At 70.6% G+C, this 23,654-nt stretch carries 14 protein-coding genes and 1 pseudogene; 8 read left to right on the forward strand and 7 right to left on the reverse strand.

The window, feature by feature from the left end; translation table 11 throughout:
* On the reverse strand, positions 1-1,897 hold a 1,897-nt coding region (locus Pma05_RS35480; RefSeq protein WP_203861907.1), incomplete at its 3' end, for a sialidase family protein.
* A gap of 424 nt (positions 1,898-2,321) precedes the next feature.
* Here Pma05_RS35480 and Pma05_RS43095 point away from each other — a divergent pair.
* From Pma05_RS43095 to Pma05_RS35510, 5 genes are all read left to right on the forward strand, one after another.
* Positions 2,322-4,691: an SGNH/GDSL hydrolase family protein gene (locus Pma05_RS43095; RefSeq protein ID WP_239313797.1), complete on the forward strand. Its 2,370-nt coding sequence runs from the start codon at positions 2,322-2,324 to the stop codon at positions 4,689-4,691.
* 382 nt (positions 4,692-5,073) lie between these two features.
* A complete protein-coding gene (locus tag Pma05_RS35495) occupies positions 5,074-8,286 on the forward strand; it encodes a LamG domain-containing protein (RefSeq protein ID WP_203861908.1) in 3,213 nt (1,070 codons plus the stop codon).
* Positions 8,287-8,384: 98 nt separating this feature from the next.
* Positions 8,385-14,654: an RHS repeat domain-containing protein gene (locus tag Pma05_RS35500; protein ID WP_203861909.1), complete on the forward strand. Its 6,270-nt coding sequence runs from the start codon at positions 8,385-8,387 to the stop codon at positions 14,652-14,654.
* A 366-nt stretch (positions 14,655-15,020) separates the two neighbouring features.
* On the forward strand, positions 15,021-16,550 hold the full coding sequence (locus Pma05_RS35505; protein ID WP_203861910.1) for an MFS transporter: 1,530 nt from the start codon (positions 15,021-15,023) through the stop codon (positions 16,548-16,550).
* 34 nt (positions 16,551-16,584) lie between these two features.
* Positions 16,585-17,175 (forward strand): TetR/AcrR family transcriptional regulator, encoded by a 591-nt coding sequence (locus Pma05_RS35510; RefSeq protein WP_203861911.1) that lies wholly within the window; start codon positions 16,585-16,587, stop codon positions 17,173-17,175.
* Positions 17,176-17,202: 27 nt separating this feature from the next.
* Here the strand turns inward: Pma05_RS35510 and Pma05_RS35515 are convergent, their stop codons facing one another.
* Positions 17,203-17,964 (reverse strand): class I SAM-dependent methyltransferase, encoded by a 762-nt coding sequence (locus Pma05_RS35515; RefSeq protein WP_203861912.1) that lies wholly within the window; start codon positions 17,962-17,964, stop codon positions 17,203-17,205.
* 249 nt (positions 17,965-18,213) lie between these two features.
* Between Pma05_RS35515 and Pma05_RS35520 the strand changes: the two genes are divergently transcribed.
* Positions 18,214-18,489 (forward strand): hypothetical protein, encoded by a 276-nt coding sequence (locus tag Pma05_RS35520; RefSeq protein ID WP_203861913.1) that lies wholly within the window; start codon positions 18,214-18,216, stop codon positions 18,487-18,489.
* A 110-nt stretch (positions 18,490-18,599) separates the two neighbouring features.
* Here the strand turns inward: Pma05_RS35520 and Pma05_RS35525 are convergent, their stop codons facing one another.
* The 5 genes from Pma05_RS35525 to Pma05_RS35545 all read right to left on the reverse strand — a co-directional run bounded on the left by Pma05_RS35525 (position 18,600) and on the right by Pma05_RS35545 (position 22,333).
* The gene (locus Pma05_RS35525) at positions 18,600-18,938 is read right to left on the reverse strand and encodes a hypothetical protein (RefSeq protein WP_203861914.1); all 339 of its coding nucleotides are present in this window, start codon (positions 18,936-18,938) and stop codon (positions 18,600-18,602) included.
* A gap of 210 nt (positions 18,939-19,148) precedes the next feature.
* On the reverse strand, positions 19,149-20,141 hold the full coding sequence (locus tag Pma05_RS35530) for a hypothetical protein (protein ID WP_203861915.1): 993 nt from the start codon (positions 20,139-20,141) through the stop codon (positions 19,149-19,151).
* A gap of 148 nt (positions 20,142-20,289) precedes the next feature.
* The gene (locus Pma05_RS35535) at positions 20,290-20,928 is read right to left on the reverse strand and encodes a response regulator transcription factor (protein ID WP_203861916.1); all 639 of its coding nucleotides are present in this window, start codon (positions 20,926-20,928) and stop codon (positions 20,290-20,292) included.
* Positions 20,916-21,083 carry a hypothetical protein gene (locus Pma05_RS35540; protein ID WP_203861917.1) on the reverse strand — a complete coding sequence of 56 codons (168 nt, stop codon included), beginning with the start codon at positions 21,081-21,083 and terminating at the stop codon, positions 20,916-20,918. Before Pma05_RS35540 ends, Pma05_RS35535 begins: the two co-directional genes overlap by 13 nt.
* Complete coding sequence (locus Pma05_RS35545) at positions 21,071-22,333, reverse strand: sensor histidine kinase (protein ID WP_203861918.1); 1,263 nt, start codon at positions 22,331-22,333, stop codon at positions 21,071-21,073. The genes Pma05_RS35540 and Pma05_RS35545 overlap by 13 nt, the downstream gene beginning before the upstream one ends.
* Before the next feature lie 137 nt (positions 22,334-22,470).
* Here Pma05_RS35545 and Pma05_RS35550 point away from each other — a divergent pair, with 137 nt between their 5' ends.
* Positions 22,471-23,217, forward strand: coding sequence for an ABC transporter ATP-binding protein (locus tag Pma05_RS35550; RefSeq protein ID WP_203861920.1), 747 nt, complete (start codon positions 22,471-22,473; stop codon positions 23,215-23,217).
* Positions 23,214-23,654: pseudogene (locus Pma05_RS35555) on the forward strand (hypothetical protein); the annotation flags it as partial. The gene Pma05_RS35550 and the pseudogene Pma05_RS35555, both read left to right, overlap by 4 nt.

Here is a 23,654-nt window from a genome sequence, read left to right on the forward strand (position 1 = left end):
GCCGGGGATCGATGGTGCTGAACGGGAGGCGGAGCCGGAGCTGCCCGGCGATGGGTACGTTGTGCTCCCGGATCTCCCGCAGTTCCCTGGCGCTGAGGGCGCGGCCGTAGATGCGGAACTCGTCGAGGGCGCCACGGAACGGGTTGTTCAGGCCGTCGACGCGTCGACCGAGGTAGACGCTGCGGATGCCGAACTCCTTGCCGGTCGTCACTGAGCCGCGGGGAGCGGCCAGGTCGGCGACGGTGGCGCCGTCGATGAGGACCGTGACCCTGGTCGCCGTTCGTTGCATGGCGACGTGGTGCCAGCGCCCGTCGTTGTATGCGCCCGGGATGGTGATGTTCGCGTCGCCCTGGCCGGTGCCGACGACACCCCGGATGCGGTTGCTCGCCGGTTCGGCCCGCAGCCAGATCTGCGCGGCTCCCGTCCCCACCTGGTAGAACCACCAGATCACGATGCTGCCGGTGGTTTCGGTGTACCGGAACCACGTCATGATCGTGAACTCGTCGTCTCCGAGGTCGACGCCCGGGCTGTACGGCACTTCCACGTGGTCGTCCACGCCGTCGAGCGCGAGCCCGGTGCCGTACCGCCCCTTACCCAGGGTCGCGTCGCCGCGTACGTAGGCGGTGTTGTCGTAGCGCGGTGCCGCGTCCGGGGTCGTCGGTCCCGGCTCCGGTGGCGGCGGCAGGCTCGGCGGCGGGCCGTTCGGGGTGTCGAGGTACGCCTCGTTGAACCTGACGAACTGGATCACCTCGTACAGGGCTGCCACGCCGCCTTCGTACAGCACGCCGGCCACGGGGCCCGCGATCGGATCGGTCTCGATCTTGACCAGATCGGAGTACCCGCCCGGACCCCAGCTGATGACCTTGCCTTCCTGCCAGGTCTCCCAGGTCCGGGCTTCGTCGTACGAGGACCGGATCGTCAGGGCCTCCCGCTTACCGGGGTTGGCGGGTCCGGAGAAGAGGATGCGGTCCCGCGCGTCACCTTCGTCGGTGGCGGTGAGGCGCAGCAACGCCGCCTGCACGACCGGCATGGTCAGCTCGGGCACCATCTGGAACGGCGCGTCGTAGCTGCCGCCGCCGTCGCTGGAGATCGCGTACGCCCGCGTGCCCTCGGCCGTCCCGGCTTCCCGCACGTTGACGTAGATTCGCCCGTCGGTCAGTTCCACCAGGGTCGACTCGTTGACGAAGATGTCCTCGCTGGCGCCGCCGGCGCTGGCGCCGAGCTGCCAGGTGTCGCCGCCGTCGTCGCTGTACCCGAGGTGGATGCCGGCGACGGGCCGCCCGTCGGGACCGGCGGACTCATGGTTGGCGCTCATCACCAGCCGCCCGGCGTGCGGACCGCGGTTGAGCTGGATGGCGTGCACCGGGCCGGTGGCGTACCAGTGGGTCCACTCCGGCAGTATCAGCTCGGTCATTTCCCGCGGCGCGCTCCAGGTCGCTCCGTCGTCGTCGCTGACCTGGAGGTACGGATCGCGTCCACCGCTTCCGGTGCCCGGGTTGTGGGTCGTGAACAGCAGGACCCGACCGGTGCGTTCGTCCACGATCGGCATCGGGTTGCCGTGCGTGTCGCCGTTGCCGCGCGACACGACCTGGAGCGGCCCCCAGGTACGACCGCCATCGTGGGACCGCTTCAGCACCAGGTCGATGTCGCCCCTGTCGTCACAGTTGTCGATCCGGCCTTCGGCGAACGCCAGTAGGTCCCCGTTGGTGGCCTTCACGATCGCCGGGATCCGGAAGCAGAAATACCCGTCCGTCTTCGCCGTGTAGACCGCCCGTTCCTCGTGGTACGGCTCGGCGGCGTGCGCGGTGCCGCTGGTGAGCAGGGCAGCAGCCATCGCGGCGATCACCACGGTGGACAACAGTCGACGGCGCCGCTGGCTGTTTCTTCGTCTCGTCATGAAGCGATACCTCCAATGCTCGTCGCCGGGGCGGATCGGGGCGAACGGCAGGTGAAGCGGCTCGGCCTTGGTGAACGCTAGCCTCGAACATCCTACGTCCGACCTCGGGCACCGCAAGCCCTCCGGGCGGCTTGTGGGCCGGTTTGGTCGACGCGTCCCTCCCGGGGCGCTTCGCGCAACCCGGCGCGAGGCGGCTCGACATCACGCCCCGCAAGGCGACGTCGAGGGGCCGCAGCCTCTTGTCTCTTCGGTAACAACGGGTCAGGTGATCCGCTTGCGTCGATCCCTCTCCGTGCTCGCGGCGGACTCGAAGAACAGACCGCGCCGTGCCGGACGGCGGGTCGAGGGGACTGTTGACCGTGATCAAGGTGGGGGGCAAACTCGTTCTCGACCGTGAGGAGATCCCATGTCCTACGCCCTCAGAATGACGAAAACCGCCGGCACAGTGCTCGCGCTGGTGCTCGGCCTGACGAGCCCGGCCTCCGCGACCGGCCAGGACGGCCGGTCCCCGGCACCACCGGGTGACTGGGTCGGCACCTGGGCCGCCTCGGCCTCCGGCGTCGTCCCCAACCTCCCCACCGGATATCCGGACCGGACCATCCGCAACGTCGTGCACACCAGCGTGGGTGGTTCGGGTGTGCGGGTCTCGCTGACCAACGTCCTCGGCACGGTCGCGGCACGGATGGACGCGGTGACGGTCGCGGTCGCCGATGCTCCCGACAGGCCGGACGCGGTCGCGGGCACGATGCGAGCACTCACCTTCGGCGGCGCGCCGTCGGTGACCATCCCGGCCGGCGGCGAGGTACTGAGCGACCCGATCACCTTTGCCGTACCGGAAGATGGCGACCTCCTGGTCAGCGTGTACACCCCGGTACCGTCCGGGCCGGTGACCTATCACCAGGTGGCCAACCAGACCTCGTACCTGTCACCGAACGGTGATCACGCGGCCGACGAGTCCGGCGCGGCGTTCACCGAGACGATCACCTTCTGGCCGTACGTGAGCGGCGTCGACGTCCTGGGACGCGCCACCGGCGCGGTGGTCACGCTCGGCGACTCGATCACCGATGGGAACAACTCGAACCGGAACGCGAACCACCGCTGGCCGGACTACCTGGCCGACCGGCTGATCGCCGCGCCTGGGCCGACACGGCTCGGTGTGCTCAACGCCGGCATCAGCTCGAACAGGTTGCTCAACAGCACCTGGAACCCCAACGCGCTGGCCAGGTTGGACCGTGACGTGCTGACCGCGACCGGCGCGCGCTCGGTGGTCGTCCTGCTGGGGATCAACGACATCGGTGGCCAGCCGCAGCACCGCGAGCCGTCGGAGATCATCGCGGCGCTGGGCCAGATAGCGGCTCAGGTCCAGGCGAAGGGGCTGCGGGTCACCGGTGGCACGCTCACGCCGTTCGGCGGTTCGAGCAACTACACCGAGGAACTGGAGGGCGTCCGGCAGGCGGTCAACGACTTCGTCCGCAACGGCGGCGCGTTCGACGCGGTGGCCGACTTCGACGCCGCGCTGCGGGACCCCGCGGTGCCGAACCGGTTACGGGCGGAGTACGACTCCGGCGACCACCTACACCCGAAGGACGCCGGTTACCAGGCCATGGCAGCGGTCGTCGACCTGGACAAGCTCGACAGCCGCCCGCCCGGCCACCGGGTCGACACCTGGGTCGGCACCTGGCAGACGGCCATGGCGCGGACGACGCCCGGTACCGACCAGGGCATGCCGAACCACTCGATCCGCAACGTGTTGCACACCAGCGTGGGTGGCGACGCGGCTCGCGTGCGCCTGTCCAACGCGCTCGGCACGGCGCCGGTACTGGTCGGACGGGCGACGCTGGCGGTGGCGACCAGGCCCGACGCACCGGACGCGGTACCCGGAACGATGCGCGGGCTGACCTTCGGCGGCACGACGTCGGTGACCATCCCGGCCGGCGGTGAGGTGCTCAGCGACCCGGTTTCCCTTGCCGTGCCGGCAGACGGGGACCTGCTGGTGACCGTATACACCCCGGCGCCGTCCGGCCCGGTGACCGAGCACCCGCGCGCGTACCAGACGTCGTTCATCACTGCGGACGGCGACCACGCGGCGGACGAGCAGGGCACCGCGTTCACCCAGCCGACCACGTCGTGGTACTACGCGACAGCCGTGGACGTCCGGTCCAGGTCCGCCCGCGGCACGGTGGTGACCTTCGGCGACTCGATCACCGACGGGGACAAGTCGACAGTCAACGCGAACCGGCGGTGGCCCGACGTCCTCGCCGACCGGCTCGCCGCCAAGCCGGGGCCGACCGCGCTCGGCGTGGTCAACAGCGGCATGAGTGCCAACCGGATCCTGGACAGCAGTACCGGAACCGGGATCGGTGGCCCGAACGCGTTCGCCCGGCTGTCCCGGGACATGCTGACCACGTCCGGGGCGCGTACGGTCATCGTGCTCGAGGGCGTCAACGACATCCTCAACCTCGCACACCTCGACCCGGAGACCCTGAAACTCGCCCTGCGGCAGATCGCCGCCCAGGCACACGCCCAGGGCCTACGGGTCGTCGTCGGAACCATCACGCCGATCAAGGGATGGCGCTCCTACACCGAGGAGCGGGAGGGCGTGCGGCAGGCCGTGAACGAGTTCATCCGGACGAGTGACGACTTCGACGCCGTCGTCGACTTCGACGCGGTGCTGCGTGACCCGGCCGACCCGCAACGGATCAACCCGTCGTACGACTCGGGCGACCACCTGCACCCGTCGGACGCGGGCTATCGCGCGATGGCCGAGGCGATCGACCTCGGCACACTGCGCTGAGTGCCGGCTGCGTGCCGCTCCATCCAGGTCGGCACGCAGCCACCCGCCGGCACGGACACGCGAGCGGCCCAGACACACCGAGGTGAGCACTCCGGTCAATCCCCTGCGCACTCCCTGCGCACTCCCTGTGCGGAATCTGTGCACGCACAGTCGATGATCGACGTCGAGCGATGTCGGCGTCGGGCGGCGCCGATGGGACGGTGGGAGGGCCCGGATGCGGACCATCAGGCGGGCAGTCGTGGGCGTGCTGACCGTGTGCCTTGTGATCGCCGTCGGTGTGGCCGGGCCAACTGGCCCGGTCCTTTCCGGTCCTGCGGCTGTCGCGGATCACGAACGGCAGGTGCCGGGCACGCTCGCGGCAGGGACGGTCCCGCCTGCCCAGGTGCGGGACGAGTCGGTGGCGCGGGTGGCGGCGCGCCGGTCCGGGCAGAGTGTCGAGATCACCGGAATGCGCACGGAGACCCGTACGGTCGTGGCGAACCCGTCCGGGACGCTGACCCTCCGGGAGTACGCCCGCCCCGTGCGGGTGCGGCAGGGCGACGACTGGGTGGCCGCCGACCCCACGTTGCGCCAGCGTGCGGACGGGGCGGTGGCACCGGTCATGACGCAGTTGGGACTGCTCCTCTCCGGTGGCGGTGCCGGTCCGCTGCTCCGGGTCTCGTACCAGGACAGTGGGTTCGCGCTCCACTGGCCGGGCCGGCTTCCCGCGCCGGTGCTGGACGGGGCGACCGCCACCTACCGCGACGTGCTGCCCGGCGTCGACCTGCGGATGACCGCCGACGTGCTCGGCTACCAGCAGGCACTCGTGGTCCGGGATCGGGCGGCGGCGCTCGACCCGGCGCTGCGGAGTCTCCGTCTCGGCCTCTCCACCGACGGTGCCACTGTCCGGGTCGACCCGGCCGGCAACCTGAGCGTGCTGGACCGTCGGGGCGGAACCGTGCTGCACGGTCCGGCACCGCGGATGTGGGACTCCCGTCCGGGCGGGGCGCGGCAGGCCCGGGCGGGGGTGTCGGTGAGCGGCGGCGCGCTCACCATCCTGCCGGACCTGTCGATGCTCACGGACTCGGCGACCAGCTATCCCGTCTTCGTCGAGCCGTACCTGTACCACCCGGCGAGGAAGTCCGCCTGGGCGCATGTCAGCAAGCACTTCTCCACGACCTCGTACTACAACTCCACTGGCGAGGCGAAGGTCGGCTACTACTCCGACCGGTACGCCTCGCCGACCTCCGACACGTACCGGGCGTTCTTCCGGATGGACACCGCGCCATTGAACGGGAAGCAGATCTTCAGCGCGACGTTCTCCGGGTACGAGATCCACTCGTACTCGTGTCAGGCGCGGGATGTGGAGTTGTGGCTGACCGGTGGCATCAGCAGCGGCACCACGTGGGCGAAGCAGCCAACCTGGGTACGCAGGCTGGACACCGTCACCGCGGCCAAGGGGTGGGGGGCGAACTGTCCCGCTGGTCCGCTGGAGTTCGACGCGACCAGCGCCGTGGTGGAAGCGGCGGCGAGCAACTGGTCGTCGACCACACTGGGACTGAGAGCCACGAGCGAGTCCGACACGCACGGCTGGAAGAAGTTCCGGAACAACCCCACGCTCACCATCGAGTACAACTCGGTCCCGCAGGTCCCGACCGCGCTGCGGGTGGCACCCGCCTATGTCTGCGCGCCCACTCCGGAGGCCGCGCCGGCGGTCTCCAGCGTCGCGCCCCGGTTGATCGCCACGCTGACCGACGAGGACAGCGCGGTGCAGAGCGTCCGGGCCCAGTTCGAGCTGGCCCGGGACGGCGCGCCGGTGTGGAGCCACGAGACGGAGTTCAAGCAGGCGTCGAGCTTCTCCGCGTCCGCGCCGCCGCTCGTCGACGGGCAGACCTATGCCTTCCGGGTGCGGGCGGACGACGGGATCGCGGCCAGCACGTGGACCGGGTGGTGCTACTTCACGGTGGACACCACGGCGCCGAGTCTGGTGCCCGGGGTCGCCTCCACGGACTACCCGGAGGCGGACCCGACAGATCCGGTGCGTGCGGGCGGCGTCGGCAGGCCGGGCACCTTCCGGCTCCTTGCGAATGGGATCGCCGACGTCGCCGCGTACCAGTACGATATCGACAACCCGGAGCCGGCGACGCGGGTGGCGGCGACCGGCGCCGACCGCGGCGCCACCGTCTCCGTCACGCCGGGTCCGTCGCCGAGCCCACTGCGCACGCTGTACGTGCGCAGCGTGGACTCGGCGGGCAACCAGAGCGCGGTCCGGGCGTACGACTTCTACCTCGCGCCGACGAGCGGTCCCGCCGCGGCGTACCGGCTGGACGAGGGTGCCGGGACGGTGGTCGGCGATTCGAGCGGGAATGGGCGTACCGCCACGCTGAGCGGTGGCGGGTGGGCCGCCGGCCGGTTGGGCGCGGGTACCACGGCGGACGGCGGCACCGTGGACGACAAGGCCCTCACCCTGGGCGGTGGTGGGCAGTACGCGGCCACCTCCGGTCCGGTCGTCCGGACCGACACCAGCTTCGCGGTCACCGCCTGGGTACGGCTGCGGTCCGGCGCCGCCAACGCGACCGCGCTGACCCAGGCAGGTGCGGTGAACGGCGGTTTCCAGCTCTACTACTCCAGCACGTTCGGCTGGGTGTTCAACCGCCACGTCACGGACGCGACCGGTACCGCGATCGTCCGGGCGGCAGCCCCGAACCCGGCGCAGCTCACCAGGTGGACCCACCTGGCCGGCGTGTATGACCTGTCCGCCCGGCAGCTCCGGCTCTACGTCAACGGTGCGCTCGCGGCGACGACGCCGTTCACGGATCCGCCCTGGTACGCCTCCGGCGCGTTGCAGATCGGCCGGCTGAAGTATAACGGCGCATTCGGCGAGTACTGGCCGGGCGAGATCGACGACGTGCGGGCGTACGACCGGGTCGTCTACCCGGCCGAGATCGCGGAACTCGCCAACCGACCCGCCGGCCTGGCCGGACACTGGCCGATGGACGAGGGCACCGGGGTCAGCGTCGCCGACGCCTCCGGGCGCGACCATCCGCTCACCGCCGCCGGCGGCGTCACCTGGGTCGCCGACCGGTTCGGCGTGCCCGGCGCGGCGGTGGCCACCGACGGCTCGACCGGCCGGCTCACGACGACGACCGGCATCGCCACGACGGACCGTAGCTACAGCGTCAGCGCGTGGGTGAGCCTCTCCGCGCTGCCGAGCACCTACGCGACCGCGGTCGCCCAGGACGGCACCTACCATTCCGGCCTCTACCTTCAGTATTCGGCGGCGGCCCGGAAGTTCGTCCTCTCCGTGTCCAGCAAGGACGGCAGCGGGGAGGCCGCCAGCCGGGCGTTCGCCCGGACCGAGGCGGTGGTCGGGCGGTGGACCCACCTTGTCGGGGTCTACGACGCGGCCAGCCAGCAGATCCGGCTCTACGTCGACGGCGAACTCGCCTCGTCGGCGGCGTTCACCACCGCGTGGCAGGCGGGTGGGCCGATGCAGCTCGGCCGCTCCCGTTACGCCGGCGCGTACGGCAACCACTGGCCCGGCAGCCTCGACGACGTTCGCGTCTACCAGGGCGTACTGAGTCAGGCCGAGATTGACAACCTGGCGTTCTCCTGAGCCGTCGGCGACCCCGGCAGGACTCGATCCCCGACGACCCCCACGATTCCCAACCCCAGGTGAGACCCGTGAGACCCGTGAGCCCCGGGAGGGCAGCGATGCGCGACCTCAACACACGATGGCGACGATGGACCGGCTACTCGACTGCGGCGGTGATGGCGGTGTCGCTGGCGAGCGTGCCGAGCCGGGCCGAGGCGGACTCGGGCCCGACCTGGGCACCGCTGTCGAAGGACCCGGTGGTGTCGGGTGCTCCGGCCCGGGTGACCCCGCTGCCGGCGGACTCCACCGCCACACTCCAGGCATTGCCGGCGCCCGCGTGGCCGGCGCCGGGATCGGCATCGGTCGACCTGGCCACGGTGGGCACCGCGCGCGGTGGCGCCGTCGCGGCGACGCGGGCCGGAACACTGCCGGTCTGGGTGGCGCCGGCCGCCTCGGCCGCGGCCGGCGAGGCGTCCGGCCCGGGCCGGGTACGGGTGGAACTGCTCGACCGGGCGTCGACCGAGCGGGCCGGCGTGCGGGGCCTGCTGGTACGGCTGGCCGCCGAGACGGACGAGGCGGTGGAGAGGGCGGCCGGCAAGGCGGACGCCAGGGCGGTGACCGGCAGCGCGGCGGTGACCGTCGACTACGGGGCGTTCGCCGGGGCGTACGGCGGTGACTGGGCGACCCGGCTGCGGTTCACGCCGTTGCCCGAGTGCGCCCTGTCGACGCCGGACCGCCCGGAGTGCCGCCCGGGCGACCCGGTGCTGACCCACAACGACACGGCCAGGAAGCGGATCACCGCCGAGGTGGACACGGGCGCGGGACTGTACGCGGTGATCGCCGGTGTCTCCGGCAGCGCCGGTGACTACGCCGCGACCCCGCTGGAACAGTCCGCCACCTGGCAGGTGAGCCCGCAGACCGGCGACTTCACCTGGCAGTACGAGCTGGACGCACCACCGGGGTTGAACGGGCCGGAGCCGCAGCTCGGAATCGGCTACTCCTCGGGTGCGGTGGACGGCCGGATCGCCTCGACGAACAACCAGACGTCGTGGGTGGGGGAGGGGTTCGACCTCAGCCCGGGTGGGTTCATCGAGCGGCGCTACAAGCCGTGCGCCGACGACGGCTCGGCCGGCTCGCCGAAGCGTGGCGACCTCTGTTTCGCATACGACAACGCGACGATGTCGCTGAACGGGTCGGCGACCGAGCTGCTGTACGACGACGCGACCAAGACCTGGCAGCCGAAGAACGACGACGGCACCCGGATCGAGCGGCTGGCCGGGGCGGCCAACGGAGATCAGGGAACCGGCGACGCGGACAGGGGCGAGCACTGGCGGGTCACCACGACCGACGGCACCGAGTACTACTTCGGGCTCAACCGGCTGCCGACCTGGGGGAGCGGCAACCCGGAGACGAACTCGACCTGGACGGCGCCGGTCTTCGGCAACAACCCGGGAGAGCCGTGCTACAAGTCGAGTTTTGCCGACGCCTGGTGCCAGCAGGCATGGCGGTGGAACCTCGACTACGTCGTGGACCCCCGGGGCAACGCGATGGCGTACTTCTATGCGAAGGAGCTGAACTACTACGCCCGGAACCGGAGCACCGCCACCCAGTACGTCCGGGGCGGCTACCTGACCGAGATCCGTTACGGCCTGCGGAAGGAGACGCCGTACGCGACCGCGCCGGCACGGGTGCGGTTCGGGGTGGACGAGCGGTGCCTGCCCAGCGGCACGATCACCTGTTCGGACGCGCAGTTCACCACGGCGAACGCGCAGCACTGGCCGGACACGCCGGTGGACCAGAACTGCAAGTCGGGGTCGAGTTGCAGCACGAACATCGCCCCGTCGTTCTGGACGCGTAAGCGGTTGACGTCGGTGACCACGGAGGTGTTGCGGGGCACCGCGTACGCCGGGGTGGACGTGTGGAAGCTGCGGCAGACGTTCCCGGTGTCGGACTCGGGTACCCCGGCGTTGTGGCTGGCGGGCATCACCCACGAGGGGCGGGTGGGCGGCAGCCTGGCCCAGCCGGAGGTGGAGTTCCAGCCGGAGCAGATGCCGAACCGGGTGGATGGTCAGGAGAACATCCCGCCGATGGTGAAGCACCGGGTGCGGACGATCACGTCCGAGTCCGGTGGGGTCGTCACGGTCAACTACTCCGGCCTCGACTGCGCGGCCGGCGCGCTGCCGGTGCCGGACAGCAACGTCCGAAGGTGTTTCCCGACGATCTGGCAGGCGGAGGGTGAGACCGCGCCGAAGCCGGACTGGTTCCACAAGTACGTCACCACCCAGGTGGTGGAGGACGACCGGATCGCCGGTTCGGTCGACGAGGTCACCAGCTACGAGTACGTCGGTGGGGCGGCGTGGCACTTCGCCGACGACGACGGGTTGGTGAAGGAGAATGAGAAGACCTGGTCGCAGTGGCGCGGCTACGAGCGGGTACGGGTACGGCAGGGCACGGCGACCGAGTTGCCGTCCGAGACGGAATACCTGTACCTGCGCGGCATGGACGGCGACAGGCAGTCCTCCGGTACGCCCCGACAGGTCACCGTCACCGCCTCGGAGGGTCCCCCGATTGTCGACGCGCCGCAGCTACAGGGCTTCGTGCGGGAGGAGATCGAGCGGTCCGGACCGGGCGGGGCAGAGATCTCCAGCAAGATCAACGATCCGTGGGTGAACGGTCCGACCGCCGTCCGTGACCGGCCATGGGGCGTCACCCGGGCGTACACGGTGAACGTGGCCCGGGTCCGGACCCGGGTGCCACTGGCCGCGGGTGGGCAACGGCGTACCGAGACGGCCACCACGTACACCGCCGAGGGTTTGCCGGCCGAGATCGACGACGCCGGGGACACCGCGGTTTCCGGTGACGAGAAGTGCACCCGGCACAGCTATGCCCGCACGGAGTCGGAGTGGATGCTGACGTACCCGAGTCGGGTGACGACGGTCGCCGCCCTCTGCTCGACCGCCGTCCGCACCCTCGCCGCCGAAGACGTCATCTCGGACGAGCGGACCAGCTACGACGGGCAGGCGGCCGGTGCGTCGCCGACCAGGGGGCTGCCGACGCTGACCGAGGAGATGAGCGCGGCGGGCGGTCTCCGCACGGCGGCCCGGAACGTGTACGACGTGTACGGCCGGGTGGTGGAGTCGTACGACTCGATGGACAACAAGACCACCACCGGGTACACCCCGGCCACCGGCGGGCCGTTGACGAAGAAGACGGTGACGAACGCGCTCGGGCACGTCGAGACGACCGAGTACGACCCGGCGTGGGGCGAGGAGCTCGCCACGGTCGACGAGGGCGGCAAGCGGACCGAGTTCGCGTACGACGCGCTCGGCCGGCTGGTCAAGGTGTGGCTGCCCGGCCGGTCCCGCAGCCAGTCACCGAGCGAGGAATACAGCTACGAGATCACCAAGGACAAGCCGGCGGTGGTCGCCACCCGTCAGCTCCAGAACGACGGCGCCAGCTACTCCACCAGCTACGAGATATTCGACGCGCTGCTGCGTCCACGGCAGACCCAGAGCCCGGCCCCGGGTGGGGGACGGGTGCTGACCGACGTGTACCACGACACGCGTGGGATGGTGGTGCGGCAGAACGACCCGTACTACTACGACGCCGAACCACCCAGCGGCGACCTCGTCGCGGTGCCGGACGCGCAGATCCCCGCCCAGACCAGGTTCCTGTTCGACGGTGCGGGGCGGGAAACCGCGGAGATCTTCCTGGTACGCGGGGTGGAGAAGTGGCGAACCACCACCGCGTACGGCGGTGACCGGGTCAGTGTGGATCCACCAGCGGGGGAGACCGCGACCACGACGATCCTGGACGCCGCCGGCGCCACCCTCGAACTGTGGCAGTACCACGGCGACAGCCCCACCGGCGGGTACGACGTGACCAAGTACAGCTACGGCGACGACGGTGAGCTGGCCACGGTCACCGATCCGATGAACAACGTCCGCCGCTACCACTACGACCTCCGGGGCCGACTGATCTCGACCGACGACCCGGACAGCGGCACCGTCACCTACAGCCACGACGAGGAGGACCGGCTCGTCTCCAGTACCGACGCGCGGGGACGCACCCTCACCTACACCTACGACGCCCTGGACCGGGTCACCGCCACCTACGAGGGCGCCACGAAGCTGACCGCGTACACCTACGACACCATCGTCAAGGGCGAGCCGACCAGCAACACCCGGTACGTCGACGGGAACGCGTACACGACCGCGGTCACCGGCTACGACGAGGCGGACCGCCCGACCGGCATCCGATACAGCATCCCCGCCTCCGAGGGAGCTCTTGCCGGCAGCTACGAGTTCCGGTCGTCATACCACCTCGACGGTTCGGTGGCGACCAGCAGTGAGCCGGCCATCGGTGGCCTGCCCGCCGAGACGGTCCGGAACGGCTACGACGCACTCGGCCTGCCGACGACCACGACCGGCCTGACCTCCTACGTCACGGAGACCCTCTACTCGAAGCTGGGTGAGGAGATCCGCCAGGTGTACTCCACCGGCGGCAAGTCCGTGGTCCGCACCCACGAGTACGAGGACGGCACCCGCCGGCTCAAGCGGGTCGTCACCGAACGGGACGGCACGCCGCAGCGGGTCTCCGACGTCAGCTACGCCTACGACGACGCCGGCAACATCCTGCGGACCAGTGACGCGCCGCCGGAGCAGGAGGCGGACACCCAGTGCTTCCAGTACGACTACCTCCGCCGGATGACCGAGGCGTGGACCCCTCGTGAGGGCAACTGCGCCGCCACCAGGTCCGCGGCGGCGCTCGGCGGCCCCGCACCGTACTGGTATTCGTACAGCTACGACAGAACCGGCAACCGCACCAAGGAGGTCCGGCACGCCCTCGGCGGCGATACCACCCGTACCTACACCACCCCGGCCGCCGGGGCTGCCCAACCGCACACCCTTTCCTCGGTCACCACCAGCGGCCCGGACGGCACCCGCGCCGACAGCTACGCCTACGACGCCTCCGGCAACACCACGAAGCGGGTGGTCAACGGGGCGACCCAGGCACTGGAGTGGACGGCCGACGGCGACCTGGCGAAGGTCACCGAGGGCGGCAAGGTGACCAGCTACGTCTACGACGCCGACGGCAGCCGCCTGATCCGCCGCGACCCGACCGGCACCACCCTCTACGTCGGCGGGACGGAGCTGACCCTCAAGAACGGCCAGGTCAGCGGCCTGCGGTACTACGGACACGGCGACGACGTGGTCGCGGTCCGCACCGCCGCCGGGGTGAAGTTCCTGTTCAGCGACCACCACAACACCGACGAGCTGAGCATCGACGCCACCACCATGGCCGTCACCCAGCGGCGCTTCGACCCGTTCGGCGCGCCACGCGGTCCCCAGCCGACCGACTGGACCGGCGAGCGGGCGTTCGTGGGCGGCACCAGCGACCCGTCCACCGGACTGGTCCACCTCGGCGCCCGCGAGTACGACCCACTCGTCGGCCGGTTCATCAGCCTCGACCCGGTCATCGACGTCGATGACCCGCAACAGATGCACGGCTACGCCTACGCGAACAACAGCCCGGAGACGTTCTCCGACCCGGATGGCAAGTGGTCGTTCTGTGGCTGGTGCAAGCGGGCCTGGGCCGCTGCCAGACGCGCCGCAGCCGCCGCGTACGCCAGGTGGAAGGCGTGGATGGCCTGGAAGGCGTGGAAGGCCCGGGTCGAGGCCGCCCGCCGCTGGGCCAAGCAGAAGGCCGAGGCGGCGAAGCGGGCCGCGAAGAAGGCCAAGCAGCTCGCCCGCAAGGTGGTGCGCAAGGCCAAGCAGGCCGCGCGTAAGGCGTACCACGCGGCGAAGAAACAGGTGAAGAAACACGTCCGCGCCTTCAAGAACGTCGCCAAACGCGCCACCAAAGCAGCGACCAGAGCCGCCAAGAGAGCCGGCAGAGTGGTAACCAAGGCCGCTAAATGGGTCGACAAAAACGTCGACTGGGGCAAGGTGTGGACCGTCACGAAGGTCGCACTGGCCGTGGTCGCGATGTTCACCTGCACCGTCTGCGCTGTGGCCGCCTACGCCACCATGGCCATCAGCGCCGTCGAAGCCGCCAACAGCGTACGCACCGGCGACTACACCGGAGCCGCCATGGCAATGGTGCCCGGCGGCGCCGCCGGCAAAGCCGGACGACGAATGGTGTTTTCAAACGGGAAGATAAGAGACAACGCCGTTGAACCGAGGGACCCGAGCAAGTGGAGCGAGCAGAAGCCGACGGTGAAGGAGGAACGTGACCATCAGAACAGGTACGAGCCGAACGCCGCTAATCCCTATGAACGATACCGTTCGGATACGCCGAAGGCCGGCAAGAAGGGCAAGGTCGGGTACGCGGTCTACAAGATCTGGGAGATAATCGAGCAGGGCATCTCGACAGGAAAGAACCGGTAGCGGGCGTGGACAAGGCTATGGCTCGTCGATCGGCCGGATCGCCGGGTGTGGGAGTTGACCTGACGCGCGGCTGACCGCGTACCGACAAGATTTGCGACGTCCTCTGGGGCCAGGGCCGGCAGCGACCCTGGCCCCACCGTCGTTGCGACATCCGGTGTCCGTCCGGGTGCCGGGACGATGCCGTCCGGCGTACCGCCCGCCGCGTCGTTCCGCGGCGTGGCGGCCGGGCGATCGACGCGCCGGGCGCGGGCTGTCGCTGACCGACGCTGACCAGCCGTCCCGCCAGCGTTGTCATCCCTCTCCACATATTTGAACGATAGTTCTACTTGTACTATCGTTCAAACAACTTCGTGCGGGAGGAGAGTCGTGTCAGAAGTCGCAACCCGGTCCGCGGGAGCACGGGAGTGGCTGGGCCTGGGACTGTTGGCGCTGCCCACGGTGCTGCTCGGCCTGGACGTAACGGTGTTGTACCTGGTGCTGCCGAGCATGGCCGCGGCGCTGGACCCGTCGGCGACGCAGACGCTGTGGATCATGGATGCGTACGGGTTCTTCATCGCCGGATTCCTCATCATGATGGGTACCCTGGGCGACCGGATCGGCAGGCGCCGCCTACTGATGATCGGGATGACGGCATTCGCCGGGGTGTCGGGTTTCGCGGCCTTCGCTCCCAGCGCCGAGCTGCTGATCCTGGCCCGTGCGCTGCTGGGTGTCGCGGGCGCCACGCTGATGCCCTCGACACTGTCGTTGATCTCGAACATGTTCCCCGACGTGCGTCAGCGCGCGGTGGCGGTCGGAGTGTGGGCCACGATGTTCGCCCTCGGCATGGCGGCCGGACCCGTGGTCGGCGGCGCGCTTGTCGATGGGCTCTGGTGGGGCGCGGCGTTCCTGCTCGCAGCCCCCGTCGCCGTCATCGTCCTGGCCGGCGCCAAGGCCATTCTGCCCGAGTACGCGGACCCGAGCGCGGGACGGCTGGACCTGATTAGCGTTGCTCTCTCCCTGACGACGATTTTGCCGGTCATCTACGCGGTCAAGCACGCCGCCGCCCACGGTCCTGACGCGGGCACCCCGATCCTCCTCACGGCTGGCACGGCCGCAGGGGTGGCTTTCGTACGCCGGCAGCGCCGCCTCGCCTCGCCGCTGCTGGACGTCACCTTGTTCACCAACCGGGCCTTCTCCGCCGCACTCGCCGTACTGCTGATCGGACTCGTCGGGGTGGGCGGCAGCATGTACCTGGTCACCCAGTACTTCCAACTCGTCGAAGGACTGTCCCCGTACGCCGCTGGCTTGTGGATGGGGCCGCAGGCCCTGGCGATGTTCGTAGCTGCTATCGGCGCACCAGTGATCGCCAGGCGGGTGCGGCCCGGCCTGGTCATGGCCGCGACCCTGGCCGCGTCGGTGATCGGCTACGCGCTGCTGGCCAACGCCGGAGTCGGTGACGCGGTCACCGTGGCGGCCGGGTTCGCGTTCATCTATCTGGGCCTCGGCGCCATCGCCGCCCTGGGCACTGACATGGTCGTCGGCGCCGCACCGGCGAGCAAGTCCGGATCGGCTGCCGCGATGTCGGAGACCGTCCAGGAACTCGGCATTGCCGTCGGCGTCGCTCTGCTCGGCAGCCTCACCACCGTGCTCTACAGCGCGCGTACGGATGCCCCCTCAGACGCCCCGCCTGAGGTCGCCGACCGGGTCACCGGCAGCCTCGCCGGGGCTCTGTCAGTCGCTGACCAGGTGCCCGCCGAGGTCGTTCGGGCCGCACGAGAGGCATTCACCACCGGGGTGAACCTCGCCTCCGCTGTGGCAGGGGTCGCCGTCGTGGCCGCGATCGTGCTGAGCCTGGTGGTGCTCCGGCACGTACCTCCGCTGGGCGAGGACCAGGACGTCGAAGATGCCCAGCGGTGACCTGCCCGACTATCCTGGAGCGCCAGGAGGGAACATGGACGACGAGGAGAGGGAACTCATTGATGGGCGCCGGGCCAGGGGCACCAAGCGCCGCGCCGAGATCATCGATGCCACCCTCGCGGTCGTCACCCGAGACGGCGCCGCCGGGGTCACCCACCGCACAGTCGCCACACAGGCCGGCATCACCACCAGCCTGAGCACCTACTACTTCGCCACCCTCGACGACCTGCTCGTCGCGGCCCTGTCCAGCGTCGCCGACGCCTACACCGCTCGCATCCGCCAGATCATCGACGGACCCGGCGACAAACTGCGTGGCCTGGCCGAGCTGATCGCCGAATCCGGTGGACCTGGCCGCGAACGCGCCCTGGCCGAACGCGAACTGTCCACCCTGGCCGCCCGCCGACCCGCCTTGGCGCCGGTGGCCCGGCAGTGGCGGGAGAACGTCGCCGAACTCGCCGCCACCCTCACCGCCGCCCCCGAAGCCGTCGCCGCTCTCGTCGCCACTTCCGACGGCCTGTGCACCGCGATCCTCATCGACAACGTTCCCGCCGACAGCGACTACGTCCACCGGGTACTCTGCCAAGCCCTCGGAGCACACCGGGACGCAGCCGCCACAGCACGCTGACATGCCAGGTCGGGGCGGTGGCTGGCGTCAGCGGACGCCGGCGACCGCGGCGTCGGTGCCGCCGCGCCAGATCAGTCCGGTTTCGGAATATCCGGCGTCACGGAGGGCGCTGAGGTGCCAGGAGGCCGGTGGGGTCCATTCGGCGGCGTGCCCGTCGGGGTAGATCCGCTTGCGTCGTTCGGCCAGCGGCGCCATGGTCGGGTTGGCGGCGACATGGTCCCACCACGCCCGCCAGGGCATCACTGCACCAGCGGCGTAGCGGGCTTGGCGGCGGGCGTCGGCGTCGGCGGCCATCCGTTTGGTCAGCGTCGGCAGCCCGTCGTCAGGCATGTGGTCGGCGTTGACGAACACCCCGCCGGGGCGCAACAGATCGCGGACCTCGCCGTACAGGACGGTGAGCCGGTCCGGGGGTAGCCAATGAAGGGCGGTGGCGGTGAGTACGGCGTCGAAGTGGTCGTGTGGCAGCGTGCTGGCCCATTCCGGCGTGTCGAGATTCGCGGTGACGATCGTCGCGCGGCCAACCAGCGACGCACCGGCGATGGCAAGCAGGACGGGGTCCTGGTCAACGAGGGTGACCTCGGCATCGGGGAACCGGGCCAAGGCGCGCAGGGTGATGGTGCCGGTGCCGCCAGCGAGGTCGAGTAGCCGTGGCGGGCGTCGACCAGTCACGGCGGCTGCGGCGTCCAGCATCGCGGCGATGCGCTGTTCCCGGTCCGGCAGGTACGCCTCCTGTTGACGGTCCCAGCTCTCCTGCCATGCTGCGGGCGTGGTGACCACGTAAGGATCCATACGTGCCACGGTAGTTACATGGTCAGTCGGTGTCCAGATGGCGTCGACGCTTCGGGTTCCTTGCGTAGGCAGGCCCGCGGGCGGCAGCGAGATCTCTGCGGGCGCCGACTGCGACGGGCCGGTGAGTGGCGTGGGGAAGATCAGCGAGGGTCACTGGTACGGGGCCTCGGTGTGACACATTGTGGGCGCGAAGGTAAGCCTGTAGGAGGTAGTCGACGTCGGCACCGACGTCAGCCGTACCATCGGCCGATGACCACCTCCGCCGACGCAGTCAAACACGCGATCGCCCTCGTCACCCTCGCGATCGAGGCCGGTGCCGACGGCGAAGCACTCGCTGACCGCATCGCGCCCCTCATCAACGGACAAACGGCCGGCACCTCCATCAGTGGCCTGATCGCTCTGGCTTCCCTGCTTGCCGACCTCGCCGCCAACCGTGGCGGCGACACTCCAGCGGAGGTCCTCGAGGAGGTGGGCCTGGCCGTTGCGGTGCATGAGTCCGGGCACGATCCCGGCTCGTCGGACTGACCGTCGGGCATCCGATTTAGGCACTCCACAATTCCGCAACCGTGTTCGCATCGGCCCCAGGTCCCGGCGGCCACATCAGAGCCGCAGCGACCCACGATGAACATGATCGATCACAAGACCATGGTCGGCCGGCCCGTCGGCACCTGCACGCCCTGGCAGCCGGCCGACATCGGCGTCAGTGGTTGCGGAGGATGACGAGGGTTGCGCCCGATCGGCGGTAGATCCGGATGCCGGCGTGCTGGTTCGCCGTCAGCGCCGATGCGGTGCTTGTATAGGCGTGCCTCCCGCACCGCCGCCACCAGCCGGCCGTACGCGCCGCGGCGGGCGTCCTCCCACTGCCGCATCTGCTCGCGCTTCCAGGCCCGGCCCTGTGCCCAGGCCGACAACAGGCCGCCGATCCCGACACCGACGAGGGCGAGTAGGCCGCTCAACCAGGCGGCAGCGTCCATAACTCCTCCAGATCCCGATCCCGGGGCGCGCGATGTCGGCCGGATGGTCGTGGCCCACACCGCAGAACCAGCACCGAGGACACCCCTGAGCATGGTGATTCGTGACGAGTGGCCGGCGATCGGCCGGCGGTGCTGGCGCCGGTACGTTCGGCATCCTCACCCTCGGCGACGACATCGTACTGACGTCGGTGCAGCGCGGCGTGCGGTAAACTAGCCATCGATCTCGTACCGATACCAACGCTGGCGGTCCCCATCCACCTGTAGCCACAGCGTTCCGTCACGGCCGACCTTTCCACGTGCCCAACCGGACGGTTGTCTGCCGTCCGGCAGCACCAGGCGTTCGCGTCCCTTCTCGACAACGACTCCGCCCTCTCGGTGTGCTCGACGGGCCTCCCAGTGAAACGCGCCCCCTGCCCGGCGCTGGTCGAGGAAGGCGAGCTCGGAGCCGGCAACGGCCAGGCCAGCGCATCTCGTGATGGTGTTCGGTGTGATCGCCAGGACAGCGGCCCGGTCGAGCTCGACCAGCGGGAAGTCGGGGTAAGGACAGGCGTGGACCCGCTCCCGGCCCACATTCAGCGCGTAGCAGTCGCACCAGGCCACTCCCGGGGTGTCGGACGACGCCATCCAGGGGTCGCCTCCGTTGCCGTCCCAGCGCGCCAGACCGATCATGAACCCGTACGAGCGGGTGCCGTCCGGGTTAGCGGACCAGTAGCTCGACTCGTCGAAGTAGCTGATCCAGATGTTCCCATGGGGATCCGTTACGAGTTGTTCGATGCCGTCGCCGGCGTAGAAGGCCGTTCGGATGTGTCCATGGCTGTCGAACACCTGGAGGTTCGCGGTGAGGTGAAGTTCATCCTCGGGTACCGGCTCCCCGTAGCGGTGGTGGGGAATACCCGGCGGTTCGCAGCGCGCGGCGGTCAGCACGACGCCGTCGCCGAGAGCGTCGGTGCCGGTGAATTTCAGGTCGAGATCGTGCAGTGGGATCTCGTGGACTTCGGCACCCGCACAGATGAGGGCGATCGCGTCGTAACGCGGCGGCGGACGGAGCTCGGGGAGGTGTGGGACAGAGAGGAAGCCTTGGACGGGGTTGGCGACCAGGGCGACGACCCGACCGAGGTGGTCGATGGTGGAGGCTATGACCTCGAGGTGGGCGTACCGGTCGGGAAGCGTCGCGTGGAGCGCGAGCCGGCGGTCAGCGGCCATGGGCCTTTCTGCTTGTCATGGTCTGATGTTACAGCCGTCTCTTCGGACAAGTCACAACCCGGACCCGCCGCGGAAACCCTAGAACAAACTCACCACGATCCCTTGACATGGAGGGGATCCAGATCCGCGCGCCTGATCTTGAGGTCGGTCAGGACCGCAGATAGGCGAGGACGGCCAGTACCCGGCGATGGTCGTCGGCGGCCGGGGGCAGGCCCAGTTTGCTGAAGATGTTGTTGACGTGCTTGGCAACCGCCGCCGCCGAGACGTCGAGCCGCCTCGCCACGGCCGCGTTCGACCGGCCCTCCGCCATCAGCGCCAGCACCTCCCGTTCACGCGCGGTCAGCCGGTCGATCGGAGCTCGGGCCCGGCGCCGGCTCAGCAGTTGGCGTACCACGTCGGTGTCGATGACGGTGCCGCCCCTGGCGACCCGGTCCAGCGCGTCGACGAACTCGGCCACGTCGCCGACCCGGTGCTTGAGCAGATAGCCCACCCCGGCGCCGGTGTCGACCAGTTCGGCGGCGTAGGTCTGCTCGACGTACTGGGACAGCACCAGCACCGGTAGCTCGGCGTGCCGGCGGCGCAGCTCCAGCGCGGCCCGCAGGCCCTCGTCGCGGAAGTCGGGCGGCATCCGGACGTCGGTCACCACCACGTCCGGCAGCTCCTCGGCGACCGTGGCGAGCAGTCCGGCACCGTCGCCGACGGCCCGTACCTGGTGGCCGAAGCGAGCCAGGATCTGGTGCAGGCCCTCGCGCAGCAGGGCGGAGTCCTCGGCGATCACGATCCGCACGGCCGCTCCAGCTCCACTCCGAGCACGATTCGCACCCCGCCGTCCACCGCGTCCACCCCGTCCACCGCGTCCACCCCGTCCACCGCGTCCACCCTGGTCACCGCGTCCACCCCGTCCACCCTGGTCACCGCGTCCATCATGGTCACGCCGCCCACGGCAGCTCCACGCGCAGCACCGTCGGGCCACCCGGCGGGCTGGTCAGCAGGATCCGGCCAGCCAGTACCGAGACCCGGTCGGCCAGACCGACCAGACCGCTGCCCCGGCCCGGGTCCGCGCCGCCGATCCCGTCGTCGCGTACCTCGACCGTCAGGTCGTCGCCGTCCCGTTCCACCGTCACCCTGGCTCGGCCGGCCCGGCTGTGCCGGACGACGTTGGTCAGCGCCTCGGCGACGACGAACCAGGCCGCCGTCTCCACCGGCTCCGGCGGGCGCGCGTCGAGCCGGACCGCCACGTCGACCGGTACGGCACAGCGCCCGGCCAGTTCGTCCAGGGCCGGCGCCAGCCCTCGGTCGGTGAGTACCCGCGGCGCGATGCCCCGCACCAGGTCCCGCAACTCGGCGAGAGCCTGGTTGGCCTCGTCGTACGCCCGGTGTACGAGGTCCCGGGCCAGGCCCAGCGTCATGATCAGTCCGGTCAGCCGCTGTTGCGCACCATCGTGCAGGTCACGTTCGATCCGCCGCCGCTGGGCGTCCGACGCCTCCAGGATCCGCGCCCGGGAGCGGTTGAGCTGCACCACCTCGGCCCGGAGGAACTCCTCCGGCTGCCGGGCCAGTACCGAGCGGGTCAGCGCGGCCCGGCCGGCGGCGTACGCGGTGCCGAGGTAGAGCAGCACCGGCAGTACGACCACGCCGGCAGCGGTCACCAGCAGCGACTCCGGATTGCCGGTCACGTCCCACCAGAGCACCTCGACCGGCCGGTACTCCACCGGGGTGAAGTGCAGGACGAGCGGAAACCCGAGCAGGTACGCCCCGCACAGCACCAGCAGCGCCACGCAGAGGTCGAGCCAGGCCAGCCCGAACGAGAAGAGCAGCGCGTAGCCGAGCTCCCGCCACGTGCTGGTCTCCCGGAACCGGGTGGCCAGCCAGGCCCAGAGCCCGGGGCGGCCGGGCCGGCGGTGTGCCGACAGCGCGGGCGTCCGGTCGACGAGCCGCAGCCGCCACCGCTCTACCCGGCCGAACGGGATGCCGGCGAGCAGCACCACGATGCCGGCCGCCGGCACGAAGACCAGCACGAGGACACCGGCCAGCCAGAGGCTCGCGACGAGGACACCGGAGAGCAGGTAGCCGAGGGAACGCCAGGGCCACCACGAGCCGAGGAACCGCCGGGGATGGCGGGTCAGCGCGTACCAAGCGGTCGGGGCGGGAGCCGGGCCGGGCTGTGCCTGCTGGAGCCGGACCTCCGCCACCGGCACAGCCTACGCCCGGGTCGGGTGCCGGGGCGTACGCCACCACCGGTGGTAACGCTGGCACTACCCCGCCGGGTAAGTTCGGGCCAGTGACGGCGGGTCGGCTCGCCGTGAGGCTGGAACCCGTGACGACAAGCATGCAACCAGCCGTACGCCTGCGGGACCTGCATCGGGTCTACGGCGCCCGGGGTACGACGGTGCGGGCCCTGGCCGGGGTGTCGGTTGACCTCCCGGTCGGCTCCTTCACCGCGGTGATGGGTCCGTCCGGATCCGGCAAGAGCACCCTGCTGCACTGCGCGGCGGGGCTGGACCGCCCCACCTCCGGCGAGGTGCACGTCGGCGGCACCCGGCTGGACGACCTCTCCGAGACCCGGCTGACCCTGCTGCGGCGGCAGCGGATCGGCTTCGTCTTCCAGCAGTTCAACCTGCTGCCCGCGCTGACCGCCGAACTCAACGTGGCGCTGCCGCTGATGCTGGGCGGGCGCCGGCCGAAACGGGCGGAGACCCGGGCCGCGCTGGCCGCCGTCGGCCTCGCCGACCGCCTCGGGCACCGGCCCGCCGAACTCTCCGGCGGGCAGCAGCAGCGGGTCGCGATTGCCCGGGCCCTGACCACCCGGCCCGAGGTGCTCTTCGCCGACGAGCCGACCGGTGCGCTGGACTCGGCCACCGGACGCGAGGTGCTGACGCTGCTGCGGGGCATGGTCGACGACCACCGGCAGACGGTACTGATGGTGACCCACGATCCGCTCGCCGCCGCGTACGCCGACCGGGTGCTCTTCCTCCGCGACGGCCGGCTCGCCGGTGAGCTGGTCGGGCCGACGCCGCAGGCCGTCGCCGAGCGGATGACCCGGCTGGAGGTCGGGTCGACCGGGGTGACCCGGTGATCGCGATCGCCCGGCGTACCCTGGCGGCCCGCCGGGTGGGCTTCGCCGGCTCGTTCGTGGCACTCGCCCTCGGCGTGGCGCTCTTCGCCACCGCCGGCCTGACCCTGGCCGCGGTACTCGACGGACCGACCGAGCCACCCCGCTGGTACGCGCACCCGCCGGTGGTGGTCGCCGGGCCGGACGGTGCAGGCGTGACCGCCGAGGACCCGGACGGCCCACCTGGCAACCCCGGCCTGCCGCCGGGTGAGCGGGGCTTCGTCCCGCCGGACACCGACGCGATCCTGTCCACGGTGCCGGGCGTCACCGGCGTGGTCGTGGACCGTGCCGGCTACGCGGTCCTCACCGACGCCCCGGATCCCACCGGGCCCGAACCCGGGACCGGCAACGGAACCGGCAGCGGCGACGGAACCGGCAACGGAACCGGCGACGGAACCGGC

Origin of the sequence: Plantactinospora mayteni (assembly GCF_016862935.1) — a bacterium.
GTDB lineage: Bacteria > Actinomycetota > Actinomycetes > Mycobacteriales > Micromonosporaceae > Plantactinospora > Plantactinospora mayteni.

Bases quoted from the DNA above. Each gene is read 5' to 3' on its own strand.
- Pma05_RS43095 (WP_239313797.1), top strand. From the start codon at position 2,322: ATGACGAAAACCGCCGGCACAGTGCTCGCGCTGGTGCTCGGCCTGACG.
- Pma05_RS35500 (WP_203861909.1), top strand. From the start codon at position 8,385: ATGCGCGACCTCAACACACGATGGCGACGATGGACCGGCTACTCGACT.
- Pma05_RS35510 (WP_203861911.1), top strand. From the start codon at position 16,585: ATGGACGACGAGGAGAGGGAACTCATTGATGGGCGCCGGGCCAGGGGC.
- Pma05_RS35515 (WP_203861912.1), bottom strand. From the start codon at position 17,964: ATGGATCCTTACGTGGTCACCACGCCCGCAGCATGGCAGGAGAGCTGG.
- Pma05_RS35520 (WP_203861913.1), top strand. From the start codon at position 18,214: ATGACCACCTCCGCCGACGCAGTCAAACACGCGATCGCCCTCGTCACC.
- Pma05_RS35525 (WP_203861914.1), bottom strand. From the start codon at position 18,938: ATGGACGCTGCCGCCTGGTTGAGCGGCCTACTCGCCCTCGTCGGTGTC.
- Pma05_RS35530 (WP_203861915.1), bottom strand. From the start codon at position 20,141: ATGGCCGCTGACCGCCGGCTCGCGCTCCACGCGACGCTTCCCGACCGG.
- Pma05_RS35550 (WP_203861920.1), top strand. From the start codon at position 22,471: ATGCAACCAGCCGTACGCCTGCGGGACCTGCATCGGGTCTACGGCGCC.